Source organism: Actinacidiphila sp. bgisy144 (assembly GCF_057708105.1).
On record NZ_JBYIRM010000060.1, the window covers coordinates 1 to 15,505 of the forward strand.

Sequence of the window (15,505 nt, forward strand, 5' to 3'; positions counted from 1 at the left end):
CCCCCCCCCCCCCCCCCCCCCCCCCCGCCCCTCGGGCATCAGCACGGTGCCTCGACCGTGCCGCGCGCCGACTGCTTAGTGACCGCCGCCACCGGTGGCGTTCGAGATCGCGGTCGCGTTGTTCTGCGCCGACTTCTGCGCTTCCTGCAGCGTCGTCACGAACTTCTCGAAGGTCGGCTTGAGCTGGGTCCACTCGCTGCGGAACTTCTCAGCGTTCGGGCCCTTCCAGTAGTCCGTGCTGCTGTTGGTCGCCGAGTGCAGGTGGTTGATCAGCGTCGAAAGGTTGCCGGCCTCGGTCCCGAACTTGCCCGCCAGCGTGGTCAGCTGACCGATATCGGCGCCGTGCATGCCTGCCATGAGCGTCCCTCCCCGTTGTAGGAAACGTGGCGAACACCTCGTTCGCCAGACGGGACGCTAGCAAACGAGGGCAACGAATGCAGCACCTGCCCCAAGCCACCGACGCATTGTTGCCGAACGTGGACATCGCCACGGGAACGTCACGCACGGGGCACAGCGCGACCGCGGCCGGGGCGCGGCGCCCCCGATTCAGCTACTGGGCAGACCGGTTCGGGTGAAGGTGTCGCTCTGGCCGTTCTTCCACTGCACGGTGAGCGTTTTGCCGTCGGCGGCCATCTCGCCCTGCCCTGACGTCCGCTCCTTGTCGCCGTCCATGCACGTCATCGTCAGGCGCACGCCGCCCTTGTCGGTGTAGCTGCCCCCGCACAGATGGTCGCTGGTCAAGGCGGCCTTCCCCTTGCCGAGCACCAGTTGGACCTTCACCCCGTCGACGGTGGCGAGCCAGACGCCCTCGACGGTCTGGGTGGAGTCCGTGGAGGCGCCCCCGACGTCGTCGCCGTCCGCGCTCGCGGTCGCCGAACCGGTCGCGCTCGGCGTACTGCTGCCCGCGGCGCTGGCCGACGGCGCCTGCGCCGGCGCCGGCGGCAGGCTTGCCGTCCGGCTCGCGGTCGGCTCCTTCTTGGCGTCCGTGCTGCTGCCGCCGCCGCTGCACCCGGTCAGCATCAGCGCCGCGGCGACCACGGCGGCGGCGGTCGCCGACGTCGCGTACCCGGCCGCGGCCAACCGGCGGCGCGGACCACCGGCAGTCGACCGGCTCTGGCCGGTCCCTCGACCGCCCTCAGGATCAGCTGGACTTCGACGACTCATACGACTCCGACAGCGCATCCGCACTCCCCCATGTCGCGATTTGGAACCCCGCGGACCGCAAGCTACCAGCAGCCGAACGGCTACGCGCAGTCCGAACCCCCGTCCCGCCCGCACTCCTCACCGGCGGACACGCACAGCTCCACACGCGCCACACGCAGACATCACAACTGCTCACAGCCTCGCCACAGCCATGCCACAGGCAGGGCTCGCCCGGCGCCTGCCCCGGCCCAGCCGCTCTGGGCAGCCCCGGCCCGAGTACCGCACCCGGGCAGCCGTTGCCCGCAGACGGGCGGTCCGGCCGGGGCCGGGCAGCCCCGCACCCCAGGTCAGAGCGCGCCCCGGGTCACACCGAGCCGGGGGCATGCCGAACCGGGGGGCCACACCGAGCCGGGGTCACGCCGAGCCGGCGGTCACACCGAGCCGGGGGTCACGCCGAGCCGGCGGCCTCCCGTTCGGCGACGGCCTCCCCGACGAAGCGCTCCAGCGTCTCCGCCCAGACCTCGGGCTGCTCCCACGGGGCGAGGTGGCCGGCGTCGGCGATCTCGGCGTACCGCCCGCGCGGCAGGACGCGGACCATCTCCTGCGCCTCGGCACGGCCCAGTTCCCCGGCCGGACCGCGGACGACGAGCGCCGGGCAGCGGACCTGGGCCAGCTCGTCCCAGTGGGCGTCACGTATCCAGCGGTCGCGGGTGCGCAGCAGGTGCGACGCTTCGTACACCGGCCGCCAGCCGTCCGCCCGTTCGCTCATCACCTCGGCGAAGAAGTCCCCTCGAACCGGGTCCGGCGGATCGGCCCACGGGTCCTCGACCCCGAACCACCGGCGTACGTCGTCGAGCGTGGCGAAGGGCAGCGGCCAGGACGCCAGCCACTGCGCCCACTCCCGCTGGCCCGCCTCGCCCAGGGCCGAGGCGCGCATGTCGCACAGGACGACGGCCGCGACCAGGTCGGGCCGCAGCACCGCGCACTGCCAGGCGGTCAGCGCGCCCATGGCGTGTCCGACCAGCGTGACCGGGCCGAGGCCGAGCTGTTCGACGGTGGCGAGGACGTCCTGCGCGTGGGCCTCGGGGGTGGCTGGGCCGGCGGGCCGGCCGCTGTCGCCGTGCCCGCGCTGGTCGAGCGCGACCACCCGGCAGCGCGGGGCGAGGCGCCGGGCGGTGGCGGCCCAGTGCGAGGCCCGGCCGAGCAGGCCGTGCAGCAGGAGCACCGCGGGGCGCGGGTCCGCCTCCGCGGGCTGACCGGCACCGGCACCGGCCCCGGCACCTGCGCCGACCCGGCCGGGCCCGCCCGCCCCCGGCGACCCGGCCGGCCCGGACGGTTCCGACGTGCCGTACTCCCATGCCGCGAGCCGCAGACCGCCCGCTCCCGTGACGTCGTGCCGTGTGGCCATCCCGCACCTCCTTCCGCGCTGTCCTGATCCCTGCGCACACCACGCTATCGAACTTCTATTCGAACATGGGGCTTGCGCACCCAACACCGCTCGTTCGAGTGACAGCGCTCAAGGATTGGCCGGGTGGGCCGAGGGGAGGACTTGGACGGGACGCGGCGTGCAGGGGAAGCGGGTCGCGGGAAGGTCTCGGGAAGCTCGGGGTCCCGGGTCCTTCGGGTGTGGGGAGGGGCGAGGGGAGGGATGGGCCCCGGTGCCGCGTGGCGGCGCCGGGGCCTCCGCCATGCCACTGGGCACCGGTCCCTGCCTGCGGGCATGCCGAAACGCCGTACAGCGCACCGGTCGGTGCGCTGTACGGCGGAGGGGCGCCCGGGCGGGGGTGCAGGCCGGGCACTCCCGCGCGGGTCCGCCTACCGCTTCGCGACGAAGACGTGGGAGGCGACCTCGGTGTCCAGCTCCGCGGCCTCGCCGCCGCTGCCGACCAGGACGCCGCCGGCCGATCCCGTCACGCTCACCACGGCGCCCGGCTGCACACCGGCCCGCCGCAGTGTGTACATCACCTGCGCGTCGGTCTGGATCGGCTCGCCGATCCGGCGCACGACGACGCTGGCCCCCGCGGTGCCGGGCTCCAGTTCGCTGAGGCTGACCATCCCCTCGGACAGGAACGGGTCCGCCTCCGCGGTCTCGCCCAGTTCCTCCAGGCCCGGGATCGGGTTGCCGTACGGCGACTCGGTCGGGTGCCGCAGCATCTCCAGCACCCGCCGCTCCACCGCCTCGCTCATCACGTGCTCCCAGCGGCACGCCTCGGCGTGCACCTGTTCCCACCCCAGGCCGATCACGTCGACCAGCAGGCATTCGGCGATGCGGTGCTTGCGCATCACCCGGGTCGCGGTGCGGCGGCCCTCTTCGGTCAGCTCCAGGCGGCGGTCCCCCGCGACGTGCAGCAGCCCGTCGCGCTCCATGCGCGCCACAGTCTGGGAGACGGTGGGCCCGCTCTGGTCCAGCCGCTCGGCAATGCGAGCACGCATGGGGACCACGCCCTCCTCCTCCAGTTCCAAAATGGTGCGGAGATACATCTCCGTCGTGTCGATCAGTCCGGACATGAACGCCCCTCATCAACTCGTGCGTGGCCCTGAGACAATTCTGACGCATCCCGCGGACATCGGACTCCGCTGCGGGCCGGGCCGCCCGCGGTACGGCTGTTTTCTTGACACCGGCCACGCCCTGGCAGCACGGTGACGGCATGACCGACCCCCGCCAGGAACCGGCCGAGCGCTACTTCGACGCCGCGATCGCACTGCTGCGCAAAGCCAGGGACGAGGAGGGTGGTTCCGTCCGCCGGGCCGCCACCGCCGTCGCCGACGCGATCACCGCGGGTGGCCGGATCTTCGCCTTCGGGGCCGGGCACTCCTCGCTGCCCGCCCAGGACGTCGTGTACCGCGCGGGCGGCCTCGCCCTGGTCAACCTACTCTCCGTGCCCGGCGCCAACGGCGTCGACGTCGTCCCTGCCACGCTGGGCAGCGCGCTGGAGCGGGTCGAGGGCCTGGCCTCCGCCGTCCTGGCCACCAGCCCGGCCCGCGCGGGCGACGTCCTCTTCGTCATCTCGCTGTCCGGCCGCAACACCCTGCCGATCGAGATGGCACGGCGGGCCCGCGAGCTGGGCATGACCGTCATCGGTGTGACCTCCGTCGCATACGCCCGGCAGACCGCTTCCCGGCACGCCGACGGCACTTTCCTGAAGGACCACTGCGACATCGTCGTGGACTCCAAGATCCCGGTGGGCGACGCCGAACTGGCCGACGACCGCGTTCCGGCCCCGTTCGCGCCGGCGTCCACCGTCGTCACCAGCGCGCTGATGCAGGCCGTCATGGCCACCGCCGCCACCGACCTCGCCGCCCGCGGCACGGTCCCGCCGATGATCCGCTCGGGCAACGTGGACGGCGGCCACGAGTGGAACAGCCGGGTCTTCGAGGAGTACCGCGACCGCATCTTCTTCCGGCGCTGACCGCGCCGCGAGAAGCGGCCCGAAAATAATTTACTTGTGTCCCGCCCGGTCGTGTTCTTACTGTGGCGGCACACACGAAGGGAGGTGGTCTGAAGCATGAGTTGCACTCGGACACGTGAGGTGACTGCGGGCTAGCTCCGCGCACTCTGGCGTGCGTGATGCTCGCCAATCCCACGCAGTTCACCCGACCCGCGGGCTCGTCGGACTTGTCCGGCCGGTGCTCGGAGCCACCCGGCTCCGGGGAGCAGCCCGCGGGTCGTTTTCCTTTCCCGGGCCCTACCGGCACTCAGGGAGCCAGGCGCTCCACGGACCAGCCGCCGTCCGGTGCGGACACGTACCGCAGCCGGTCGTGCAGCCGGTTCTCCCGGCCCTGCCAGAACTCGACGGCGCGGGCGCGTACCCGGTACCCGCCCCAGTACGGCGGCACCGGCACCTCGGTGCCCTCGGGCCAGCGTGCGGCCAGCTCGGCGTAGCGGTCCTCCAGGGCGGCGCGCGAGGCGACCACGGTGGACTGCCGGCTGGCGTGGGCGCCGATCTGCGAGCCGTGCGGGCGGCTGTGGAAGTAAGCCTCGGTCTCCCGGGTAGAGGTCCTTACCGCGGTGCCGCTGACGATGACCTGGCGGGCGATGGGGTGCCAGGGGAAGAGCAGTGAGACCTGCGGGTTGGCGGCCAGGTCGCGGCCCTTGCGCGAGCCGTGGTTGCTGAAGAAGACGAACCCGTCCTCGTCGTACCCCTTGAGCAGCACCGTACGGGAGCTCGGCGCGCCGTCCGGTCCGGCCGTGGAGACGACCATGGCGTTGGGTTCGGCGATCACCCCGCGCGCCGCGGCCCGTACGGCGTCGGCGAACCAGCGGGCGAACTGCTGGTAGGGGTCGGCCGCCAGGTCGGGCTCGGCGAGCCCCGCCGCGCGGTACTGCCTGCGCATCGCCGCGGGGTCCTCGCCGCCGGGCCGCGGAAGGGTCTGTTCGTCTTGCCGGAGAGGTTCGTGCACGCGGACATCTTGCAGGACCGCGGCGCGGGCGTTCCCATGGTGGCCCCGTGTGCCCGATGTCACCCGCCGCGGAACACCACTCGGCAGGGTGACCCGGCTGCCCGCGGGGCATGACCGGGAGACAAGCACAGCGACGTGATCGTGAAGGAGCCGCCCCATGTCCGACTTCGTACCGGGACTCGAAGGAGTCATCGCGTTCGAGACCGAGATCGCAGAGCCGGACAAGGAGGGCGGCTCGCTGCGGTACCGCGGCGTCGACATCGAGGAGCTGGTCGGCCACGTCTCGTTCGGCCACGTGTGGGGCCTGCTGGTGGACGGCCGGTTCGACCCCGGGCTGCCGCCCGCCGAGCCGTTCCCGATCCCGGTGCACTCCGGCGACATCCGGGTCGACGTGCAGTCCGCGCTGGCCATGCTCGCGCCGGTGTGGGGGCTGCGGCCGCTGCTCGACATCGACGCCGGGGCCGCGCGGGACGACCTGGCGCGCGCGGCGGTGACGGCGCTGTCGTACGTCGCGCAGTCCGCCCGCGGCCAGGGGTTGCCGATGGTGCCGCAGCGGGAGATCGACAAGGCGCAGTCGATCACCGAGCGGTTCATGATCCGCTGGCGCGGCGAGCCGGACCCCAGGCACGTCGCGGCGGTGGACGCGTACTGGACGTCGGCGGCCGAGCACGGCATGAACGCCTCGACGTTCACCGCCCGGGTGATCGCCTCGACCGGTGCCGACGTGGCCGCCGCGCTGTCCGGTGCGGTGGGCGCCATGTCCGGGCCGCTGCACGGCGGGGCGCCGTCCCGGGTGCTCGGGATGATCGAGGAGATCGAGCGCACCGGCGACGCCGAGGGGTACGTGAAGGCGGCGCTGGACCGCGGCGAGCGCCTGATGGGCTTCGGCCACCGCGTCTACCGTGCCGAGGACCCGCGCGCCCGGGTGCTGCGGCGCACCGCCCGCGAGCTGGGCGCGCCCCGCTACGAGGTCGCCGAGGCCCTGGAGAAGGCGGCGCTCGCCGAGCTGCACGCCAGGCGGCCGGACCGGGTGCTGGCCACCAACGTCGAGTTCTGGGCCGCGATCATGCTGGACTTCGCGGAGGTCCCGGCGCACATGTTCACCTCGATGTTCACCTGTGCGCGCACCGCGGGCTGGTCGGCCCACATCCTGGAGCAGAAGCGCACCGGCCGCCTGGTACGGCCCTCGGCGCGGTACGTCGGCCCCGGCACGCGGAGCGTCACCGACATCGAGGGCTTCCCGCCCGCGTCGCACTGACCTGCCCGGCGGGCGGGACCCGGCGGGCAGGTCCCGCCCGCCCCGGAAGCGCTGGGCGCCGGTGGACGGGCGGCGCCGGGGCGCTCAGCCGGCGGCCTCGTCCGGCAGGGCCTCGGCGAGCAGCTCCGCGAGGTGGCGGGCCCGTACGCCGGCGAGCTGGCCGATCTGGGTCCGGCAGGAGAAGCCGTCGGCCAGGACGGCGGTGCCGGGTGCGGCCGCCCGGACCGCGGGCAGCAGCGTCTCCTCGGCGCAGGCCACCGACACCTCGTAGTGCCCTTCCTCGAAGCCGAAGTTCCCGGCCAGGCCGCAGCACCCGCCGGCCAGGGTGCCGGTCAGCCCGGCGCGCTCGCGCAGCCTGCGGTCGGCCGCGTCTCCGAGCACGGCGTGCTGGTGGCAGTGGGTCTGCCCGGTGGCGGCCCGGTCCAGCCGCGGCGGCTGCCAGTGCGGCGCGTACTCCTCCAGCACCTCCGCGAAGGTGCGCACGGACGCGGCGAGGGCGGTGGCGCGCGGGTCGTCGGCGAGGAGTTCGGGCAGGTCGGCGCGGAGCGCGGCGGCGCAGCTCGGTTCGAGCACGACCAGCGGCACACCGGCGTCCAGCAGCGGCGCGACCCGGTCGAGGGTGCGGCGCATGACGGCCTTGGCCCGGGTGAGTTGGCCGGTGGACACCCAGGTCAGGCCGCAGCAGACGGCGGCTTCGGGCAGCCGTACGCGCAGGCCCGCGGCCCGCAGCACCCGGACCGCGGCGCGGCCCACGCCGGGTGCGAGGTGGTCGGTGAACGTGTCCGGCCACAGGACGACTTCGGGTCCGGCGGGGCTGTTCGTTAGCCCGTCCGTGTCGGACCCATGCCACCATCGAGTGAATGTCTCGGACGCGAGTTCGGGCGTGTCGCGCTCCGAGGCGACCCCCGCGAGGCGTTTCGCGAGACGGGCCGTTGACCGTGTGCGGCCAAGGAAGTTGACGGCTCCGGCGAACGGCGCGGCCCACCGCAGCCACACCGGGAGCCAGCCCATCGCGTAGTGCGAGCGCGGTCGCAACCGCCCGCGGTAGTGCCGGTGCAGGAACTCCGCTTTGTAGGTGGCCATGTCAACCTCGACGGGGCAGTCGCTGCGACAGCCCTTGCAGGACAGGCACAGATCGAGCGCGTCGCGGACTTCCGTGGCGCGCCAGCCGTCCTCGATCAGCTCCCCGGCGAGCATTTCGTGCAGCAGCCGGGCCCGTCCGCGGGTGGAATGGCGCTCCTCTCCGGTGACCCGGTATGACGGGCACATGACGTCCGAACCGCCGTCGGGAAGCTTCGCCGTGCGGCATTTTCCGACCCCGACACAGCGCCGAACCGCGGTCTGAAAATCAGCCGCATCACCGGTTCGCGTGAATTCCATGGGGACGGCGCGGCCGTTCGCGAGGGGTAGCACCGCGAACCGCAGATCGCTCACACTTTTCCCGGGACGCACGAGCATCCCCGGATTCATCCCGGCGTCCGGGTCCCAGAGGTCCTTGAAAACTCCAAAGAGAGAAATCAGCTCCGGGCCGTACATCTTCGGCAGGAACTCGGCACGCGCCTGCCCGTCGCCGTGTTCGCCGGAGAGCGAGCCGCCGTGCGAGACGACCAGGTCCGCGACGGCTTCGGAGAAGCGGCGGAAGCGCCCGACCCCGGCCTTGTCCACCAGGTCGAAGTCGATGCGCGCGTGGACACAGCCGTCGCCGAAGTGGCCGTAGGGCGTCCCGCGCAGCCCGTGTTCGGCCAGCAGGGCGCGGAAGTCCCGCAGATACGCGCCCAGTCGGGCCGGAGGCACCGCGCAGTCCTCCCAGCCCGGCCACGCCTCGGTGCCGTCGGGCATCCGGGTGGCGGTGCCGGCCGCGTCCTCCCTGATCCGCCACAGGGAGCGCTGCCGGGCCGGGTCGGCGACCAGGGCGTGCCCGGTCGTGTCGCCGGCCGCGCCGCACAACTGCCGCGCGTGGGCCAGCGCTTCGTCCGGGTCGTCGCCGCCGGCCTCGACGAAGAGCCAGGCCCCGCCGCGCGGCAGCAGTCCGCCTGCCCCGCCCACCAGGTCGGCGGCCATCCCCTCCACCGTCAGCGGGCGGTGCGGCAGCAGGAGGTGCGCGGCGTCCGCGGCGGCGGACTCGTCGCGGTAGCCGAGGACGGCGAGCGCCCGTGCGGCCGGTGCCCGGACCAGCCGCACGGTCGCCTCGGTGAGCACCCCGAGGGTGCCCTCGCTCCCGGTGAACGCCCGGGCCGCGTCGCGGCCGTGCTCGGGCAGCAGCCGGTCGAGGGCGTAGCCGGAGATCCGGCGCGGCAGTTCGGGAAAGCCGGTGCGCAGCAGCGCGAGGTTGTCGTCGGCCAGGGCGCGCAGGCCGTCGCGCAGCCGGGGCGGGGAGCCGGCGCCCAGGGCCCCGTCGAGCCGGACCTGCTCCCCCCGGTAGGTGAGCACCTCCAGGGCGCGTACGTTGTCGGCGGTGGTGCCCCAGGCCACCGAGTGCGCGCCGCAGGCGTTGTTGCCGATCATGCCGCCGAGGGTGCAGCGGCTGTGGGTGGACGGGTCGGGGCCGAAGGTGAGTCCGCGGCGCCCGGCGGCGGCGCGCAGGTCGTCCAGGACCACGCCCGGCTGGACCCGGGCGGTGCCCGCGTCGGGGTCCAGCGCGAGAACCCGGTTCATGTGCCGGGTGAAGTCCAGGACGACGCCGGTGCCGGTGGCCTGCCCGGCGATCGACGTGCCGCCGCCGCGCGGCACCACCGGCAGGCCGTGCTCCCGGCACACCGCCAGTGCCGCGGCCACGTCCTCGGCGTCCCTGGGCGCGACCACCGCCAGCGGCACCCGGCGGTAGTTGGAGGCGTCCATCGTCATCAGCGCGCGGGTACCGGCGTCGCAGGCGACCTCGCCGCGTACCGCCGCGCGCAGGGCCCGCTCGGCCCCGGGGGGCATCGCTACCGTCATGGGTCCAGCTTGCCGCCCGGCGCGCCTCGGCACCCCGCAGGCCCGCTACCACAGGTGGGCGATGCTCCGTCTCATCGGATGGAACGCGGGCCGCAACCCGCCCGTAACGGACTACGCTGCGGGCGTGGCCGATATTGAGATCCCCGCTGACATCAAGCCCGCCGACGGACGGTTCGGGTCGGGCCCCTCCAAGGTACGCACGCAGGCGCTCGACGCGCTGGCCGCCACCGGGACGTCCCTGCTGGGCACCTCTCACCGCCAGGCGCCGGTGAAGAACCTGGTCGGGCAGGTCCGCGACGGCGTACGCGAGCTGTTCTCCCTCCCCGAGGGCTACGAGGTCGTGCTCGGCAACGGCGGGTCCACCGCGTTCTGGGACGTCGCCACCCACGGGCTGATCAGCTCCAAGTCGCAGCACCTGTCGTTCGGCGAGTTCTCCTCGAAGTTCGCCAAGGCGTCGCAGCAGGCGCCGTGGCTGGCCGAGCCGACGATCGTGAAGTCCGAGCCGGGCACCCACCCCGAGCCCGTGGCCGAGGCGGGCGTCGACGTGTACGCCCTGACGCACAACGAGACGTCCACGGGTGTCGCCGCGCCGCTGCGCCGGGTCGCGGGCGCGGACGACGGCGCGCTGGTGGTGGTGGACGCCACCTCGGGTGCCGGCGGCCTGCCGGTCGACATCACCGAGACCGACGTGTACTACTTCGCGCCGCAGAAGTCCTTCGCGGCCGACGGGGGTCTGTGGCTGGCGGTGTTCTCGCCCGCCGCCCTGGAGCGCGCGGCGGCGATCGCGGCGTCGGGCCGCCACATCCCGGCGTTCTTCGACCTGCCCACCGCGATCGACAACTCACTGAAGAACCAGACGTACAACACCCCCGCGCTGTCCACCCTGTTCCTACTCAAGGAGCAGCTGGAGTGGATCAACGGGCAGGGCGGCCTGGACTGGGCGGTCAAGCGCACCGCGGACTCCTCGTCGCGGCTGTACGGCTGGGCGGAGAAGGCGTCCTACGCGACGCCGTTCGTCGCCGACCCGGCGCAGCGCTCCCAGGTCGTGGGCACCATCGACTTCGAGGACGGCATCGACGCCGCCGCGGTGGCGAAGGTGCTGCGGGCCAACGGCATCGTGGACACCGAGCCGTACCGCAAGCTGGGCCGCAACCAGCTGCGGATCGCGATGTTCCCGGCGGTCGAGCCGGCCGACGTCGAGGCGCTCACCGCGTGCATCGACTACGTCATCGGGCAGCTCTGACCGCTCGGGTCACCTGCTGAACCGTCCCGGGGCCGCCACCCGATGTGCGGCGGCCCCGGGCCATGGAACTGACAGTGTGTCAGCCGGTCAGTGCCGCCCGCGGCCCGGGCGCAGCACCCGCCGCAGGAGGTACCCGGCGGCGGCGATGCCGGCGAGTATGAGGAAACCGACCGTCTTGCCGCCGGAGTTGTGGGCCTTCTTGGGGCTCGGGTCGCTGTGGGCGTGCGCCGACGAGCCGGTGCCGGTGCTCCCGCTCGGGCTGGTCGCAGGTGCGGTGGTGGCGGCTTTTCGTACGTCGTCGGGCAGTTCGGTGCCGCTGAGCGTGTCCTTCCACACGGTGCTGTCCTTGCCCTCGCTCCCGTACAGCAGCGAGCGGCCGTCGCGGGTGAAGGTGACGGACTCGCCCTGCGGCTGGAGCGGCACGGTCAGGGAGCCGAGCTTGCGGGGCCGGTCGTCCACCCAGCGGTACTCGGCGGACCACAGGTAGCCGCGCAGCACCAGGCGGCTGCCGTCCGGGGAGAAGGCGCCGTCGGTGACCCAGGGGACGTCGCCGATCTTGTGGAAGACGTTCACACCGCTGCTGCTGAGCGTGGCGGGGCCCTGGTAGAGGTGGCCGCCCTTCTGGTTCTTGCTGGCGATGTAGACCCGTCCGGTCCTGGGCTGCACCATCAGCGCCTCGGCGTCGCGGGAGCCGTCCTCGTAGCGGACGGTGTACCGGGTGACGTCGACGGTCCGGCTGGTCAGGTCGCGGGGTTCGGGGAAGCGGTAGATCCACACCTCGGACCAGGAGTTCAGGTTGTCGCCGATGTCCGCGAGGTAGAGGTCGCCGTCCGGGCCGATGGAGATCGCCTCCATGTCGCGTGCCGCGACGCCGCGCAGGGTGAGGGTGGCGAGGGTCTTCCCGGTGGCCCCGTCCACGGCGTAGACGTAGGGCCCGTCGCCGCTGTCGTTGTGCGTCCAGTACACCCCCGGGTGCAGCCGGCTGGCCGCCAGGCCGCTGGACTCGGTGATCCGCGGGTCGCTGATCCGGAAGGCCGCACTGGGCCCGCTGTCGGCGCCCGCGGGCGCGGCCCAGGTCCAGCTCAGGGCGAGGACGGCGCCGACCGCGGCCGCCGGAAGGTACGTACGCATGGGCCCAAGCGTGCCATCCGGCCGCAGGAGGCCGGGCCGGCGAGTGCCGCTCTTGATTCGAGCGCACTCCAAGGGCTTGGCTTGAGGGTATGGAGTACACACAGCTCGGCCGTTCCGGCCTCAAGGTCAGCCGCCTGGTCCTCGGCACCATGAACTTCGGACCGCAGACCGACGAGGCGGACAGCCACGCCATCATGGACTCGGCTCTCGCCGCCGGGGTCAACTACTTCGACACCGCCAATGTCTACGGGTGGGGCGCGAACAAGGGCCGCACCGAGGAGATCATCGGCAGCTGGTTCGCCCAGGGCGGCGGCCGACGGGACAAGGTCGTGCTGGCGACCAAGGTCTACGGGAACATGGCGGCCGAGGACGCGGACTGGCCCAACTACGACCGGCTCTCCGCGCTGAACATCCGCCGCGCCGTCGAGGCGAGCCTCAAGCGGCTGGGCACCGACTACATCGACATCTACCAGTTCCACCACGTGGACCGGAACACGCCGTGGGAGGAGATCTGGCAGGCGATCGACGTCCTGGTCCAGCAGGGCAAGATCCTCTACGCCGGGTCGAGCAACTTCGCCGGCTGGCACATCGCCCAGGCCAACGAGGCGGCCGCCCGGCGCGGTTCGCTCGGCCTGGTCAGCGAGCAGTGCCTGTACAACCTGGCCAAGCGTGAGGCGGAGATGGAGGTCATCCCGTCCGCTCAGCATTACGGCCTCGGGGTGATCCCGTGGTCGCCGCTGAACGGCGGCCTGCTCGGCGGGGCGCTGCGCAAGCAGCGCGAGGGCGGCGGCGCCCGCTCCACCGGGGGCCGCAGCGCGGACGCGCTGAAGTCGCCGCAGCAGCGGGACCAGGTCCAGGCGTACGAGGACCTGTGCGACAAGCACGGCGTCGACCCGGGCGACGTGGGCCTGGCGTGGCTGCTGACCCGCCCGGGGGTGACCGGTCCGATCGTCGGCCCGCGGGTGCAGGCGCAGTTGGACTCGGCGCTGCGGGCGGTGGAGTTGAAGCTGTCGCAGGAGTTCCTGGACTCCCTGGACGAGATCTTCCCGGGTCCGGGGCCGTCCCCGGAGTCCTTCGCCTGGTGACCGGGGCGTAGCGGTGGGCGTGTGCCGCCGGGGTCAGCGGACCGCGGCGGCCACGACCACCACCGCCAGCATCAGGAGGAAGGCGGCGGTCATCACACGGGTACGGGTCTTGGGGTCCACGCTTCGAGGTTAGCCGTCCGCGGCGGCCCGTCCGCCGCCCGGGCCCGGGGTACGGCCGAGCGGCCAGGCCGCCACGGTGTCGTACCGGGGCTGCTCGCCGGGCTCACCCGACCGCGGCAGGCTGCTGGCGACCAGGCTGAGGGTGCCCGCGGTCCAGGCGGAGCCGCCGAAGGCGGCCAGGGCGTCCGTGAAGGGCGTCAGCGGCACCCGGGAGGAGCGCGGGGCCCGGGCGAGGGTCAGATGGGCGCGGAAAGCGTGCCCGGCGGGGTCGTCGGGCACCCCGGCGCGGCGCCCGGCCGCGCGGACCGAGGCCGCGAGCCGGGCCAGCGCCGCGAGGTCGCCCTCGGCGCCGGTCCACAGGGTGCCGCGGCCGAAGTGGCCGCCGCCGGCCAGCCGCAGGGTGAGGGGTTCGTGGCGGTGGGCGGCGCGGGCGAGGCGCTCGTCGAGTTCCGGGCGCAGCTCGTCGGCCACCTCGCCGAAGAAGGCGAGGGTGAGGTGCCAGCCGCCGGTGGCGGTCCACCGCAGGTCGTCGGCGCCGGGCAGGCGCCGCAGGGGCGCGACCGCCGCGGTGAGTTCGGCCACCGCGGCGGCGGGCGGCAGGAGCGCGGTGAAGAGCCTCACGCCGCGGACGTCAGCCGGCTGCCGGAGGGGGTCGGGTCGGCGCCCGGTGCCCCCTGGTCGACGGGCGCGCCCTCGTCGCGGGCGGCCCGGCCGGTACCGGTCTGCGGCGCGCGGCCCGGCTCCGGGGCTTCCGAGGCGGCGTCCGGTGCGGGACCGGCCGGTGCGGCGCCGTCCCCGCCGTCCCCGCCGCCCTCGGCGGGCGCGGCGGACTCCGCGGGCTGGGCCGGCCGCGGGTCGCGCGGCACGAAGACGATCGGCGGGCTGGTGCGGTCCCGCCCGGCGCCGAGGTTCACCTTCAGCCGCAGGCCGCCGGCCCGGGCGAGCGCGATCCCGACGCCGACCGCCCCGGCGGCCGAGACGAGCCCGCCGGACAGGAAGCCGACGCGGGCCCCGAAGGTGTCGGTGACCCAGCCCATGACCGGGCCGCCCACCGGGGTGCCGCCGACGAAGACCATCATGTACAGGCTCATCACCCGGCCGCGCATGACGGGGTCGGTGGCGAGCTGCACGGTGGCGTTCGCGGTGGTGTTGAAGGTCAGGCCGAACACGCCGATCGGCACCAGGAGGACCGCGAAGATCCAGAAGGTCGGGGCGACCGACGCCAGCAGTTCGAGGAGCCCGAAGGCGAGGGCGGCGGTGACCAGCATGCGCAGCCGGGTGCGGGTGCGGCGGGCGGCGAGCAGGGCGCCGATCAGGGAGCCGGCGGCCATCAGGGTGTTGAACAGGCCGTAGGTGCCGGCGCCGGAGTTGAAGACCTTGTTGGCGAAGGCGGACAGCCAGATCGGGAAGTTGAAGCCGAAGGTGCCGATGAAGCCGACCAGCACGATCGGCCAGATCAGTTCCGGCTTGCCCGCGACGTACCGCAGGCCCTCGCGGAGCTGGCCCTTGCCGCGGGGGGCGCGTTCGATCTTGTGCAGCTCGGAGGTGCGCATCAGCAGCAGGCCGGTGAGCGGGGCGAGGAAGGACACGCCGTTGATCAGGAAGGCCCAGCCGCTGCCCACGGCGGTGATCAGCACACCGGCGACCGCGGGGCCGACGAGGCGGGCGGCCTGGAAGTTCGCGGCGTTCAGCGAGACGGCGTTGCGCACCACGTCGGGGCCGACCATCTCGACCACGAAGGTCTGCCGGGTGGGGTTGTCGACGACGGTGACCACGCCGAGCAGGAAGGCGATCGCGTACACGTGCCAGACCTGGACCACCCCGGACAGGGTGAGCGTGGCGAGCGCCAGGCCGAGTACGCCGAGCGCGGCCTGGGTGCACAGCAGGATCTTGCGCTTGGGGTAGCGGTCGGCGATGACACCGCCGTACAGGCCGAAGAGCAGCATCGGCAGGAACTGCAGCGCGGTGGTGATGCCGACGGCGAAGGACGAGCCGGTGATGCTGAGCACCAGCCAGTCCTGGGCGATCCGCGACATCCAGGTGCCGGTGTTGGAGATCACGGCGCCGGTCGCGAAGAGCCGGTAGTTGCGGATCTTGAGGGAGCTGAAGGTGCCCGTCTTCGCGGCGGGACGGTCAGGTTCGGTTGCGGTGTCTGGTCCGGCTGCCGAACTCAATCGGTACTCGCCTGCC

At 73.4% G+C, this 15,505-nt stretch carries 13 protein-coding genes; 4 read left to right on the forward strand and 9 right to left on the reverse strand.

The window, feature by feature from the left end; genetic code table 11:
• Positions 1-75: 75 nt before the first annotated feature.
• From AC3EVP_RS36170 to AC3EVP_RS36185, 4 genes are all read right to left on the reverse strand, one after another.
• Positions 76-357, reverse strand: coding sequence for a WXG100 family type VII secretion target (locus AC3EVP_RS36170; RefSeq protein WP_335970808.1), 282 nt, complete (start codon positions 355-357; stop codon positions 76-78).
• 189 nt (positions 358-546) lie between these two features.
• Positions 547-1,080 carry a hypothetical protein gene (locus tag AC3EVP_RS36175; RefSeq protein ID WP_435137838.1) on the reverse strand — a complete coding sequence of 178 codons (534 nt, stop codon included), beginning with the start codon at positions 1,078-1,080 and terminating at the stop codon, positions 547-549.
• Positions 1,081-1,591: 511 nt separating this feature from the next.
• Positions 1,592-2,551, reverse strand: a complete 960-nt coding sequence (locus tag AC3EVP_RS36180; protein WP_435137841.1) for an alpha/beta fold hydrolase — start codon at positions 2,549-2,551, stop codon at positions 1,592-1,594.
• Between the two features lie 407 nt (positions 2,552-2,958).
• Positions 2,959-3,651 (reverse strand): iron-dependent transcriptional repressor DtxR, encoded by a 693-nt coding sequence (locus AC3EVP_RS36185; protein ID WP_335970802.1) that lies wholly within the window; start codon positions 3,649-3,651, stop codon positions 2,959-2,961.
• Positions 3,652-3,791: 140 nt separating this feature from the next.
• Here AC3EVP_RS36185 and AC3EVP_RS36190 point away from each other — a divergent pair, with 140 nt between their 5' ends.
• Positions 3,792-4,553, forward strand: a complete 762-nt coding sequence (locus AC3EVP_RS36190; protein ID WP_435137844.1) for an SIS domain-containing protein — start codon at positions 3,792-3,794, stop codon at positions 4,551-4,553.
• 286 nt (positions 4,554-4,839) lie between these two features.
• On the opposite strand, the gene pdxH is transcribed toward AC3EVP_RS36190, so the two are convergent.
• Entirely contained in the window at positions 4,840-5,478 is a 639-nt protein-coding gene (gene pdxH, locus AC3EVP_RS36195) for a pyridoxamine 5'-phosphate oxidase (protein ID WP_435137859.1), read from the reverse strand.
• A gap of 223 nt (positions 5,479-5,701) precedes the next feature.
• On the opposite strand from pdxH, the gene AC3EVP_RS36200 reads away from it, so the two are divergent.
• A complete protein-coding gene (locus tag AC3EVP_RS36200; protein ID WP_335970798.1) occupies positions 5,702-6,802 on the forward strand; it encodes a citrate synthase 2 in 1,101 nt (366 codons plus the stop codon).
• Between the two features lie 84 nt (positions 6,803-6,886).
• On the opposite strand, the gene AC3EVP_RS36205 is transcribed toward AC3EVP_RS36200, so the two are convergent.
• Positions 6,887-9,736, reverse strand: coding sequence for an FAD-binding and (Fe-S)-binding domain-containing protein (locus AC3EVP_RS36205; RefSeq protein ID WP_435137847.1), 2,850 nt, complete (start codon positions 9,734-9,736; stop codon positions 6,887-6,889).
• 124 nt (positions 9,737-9,860) lie between these two features.
• Here AC3EVP_RS36205 and serC point away from each other — a divergent pair, with 124 nt between their 5' ends.
• Positions 9,861-10,979, forward strand: coding sequence for a phosphoserine transaminase (serC, locus tag AC3EVP_RS36210; protein WP_335970795.1), 1,119 nt, complete (start codon positions 9,861-9,863; stop codon positions 10,977-10,979).
• Between the two features lie 87 nt (positions 10,980-11,066).
• On the opposite strand, the gene AC3EVP_RS36215 is transcribed toward serC, so the two are convergent.
• Positions 11,067-12,110, reverse strand: coding sequence for a hypothetical protein (locus AC3EVP_RS36215; RefSeq protein WP_435137850.1), 1,044 nt, complete (start codon positions 12,108-12,110; stop codon positions 11,067-11,069).
• Between the two features lie 89 nt (positions 12,111-12,199).
• Between AC3EVP_RS36215 and AC3EVP_RS36220 the strand changes: the two genes are divergently transcribed.
• On the forward strand, positions 12,200-13,195 hold the full coding sequence (locus AC3EVP_RS36220) for an aldo/keto reductase (RefSeq protein ID WP_435137853.1): 996 nt from the start codon (positions 12,200-12,202) through the stop codon (positions 13,193-13,195).
• 129 nt (positions 13,196-13,324) lie between these two features.
• Here AC3EVP_RS36220 and thpR read toward each other — a convergent pair whose 3' ends face one another.
• A complete protein-coding gene (gene thpR, locus AC3EVP_RS36225; RefSeq protein WP_435137856.1) occupies positions 13,325-13,936 on the reverse strand; it encodes an RNA 2',3'-cyclic phosphodiesterase in 612 nt (203 codons plus the stop codon).
• Positions 13,933-15,489, reverse strand: coding sequence for an MFS transporter (locus AC3EVP_RS36230; RefSeq protein WP_435137862.1), 1,557 nt, complete (start codon positions 15,487-15,489; stop codon positions 13,933-13,935). Before AC3EVP_RS36230 ends, thpR begins: the two co-directional genes overlap by 4 nt.
• Positions 15,490-15,505: the final 16 nt, after the last annotated feature.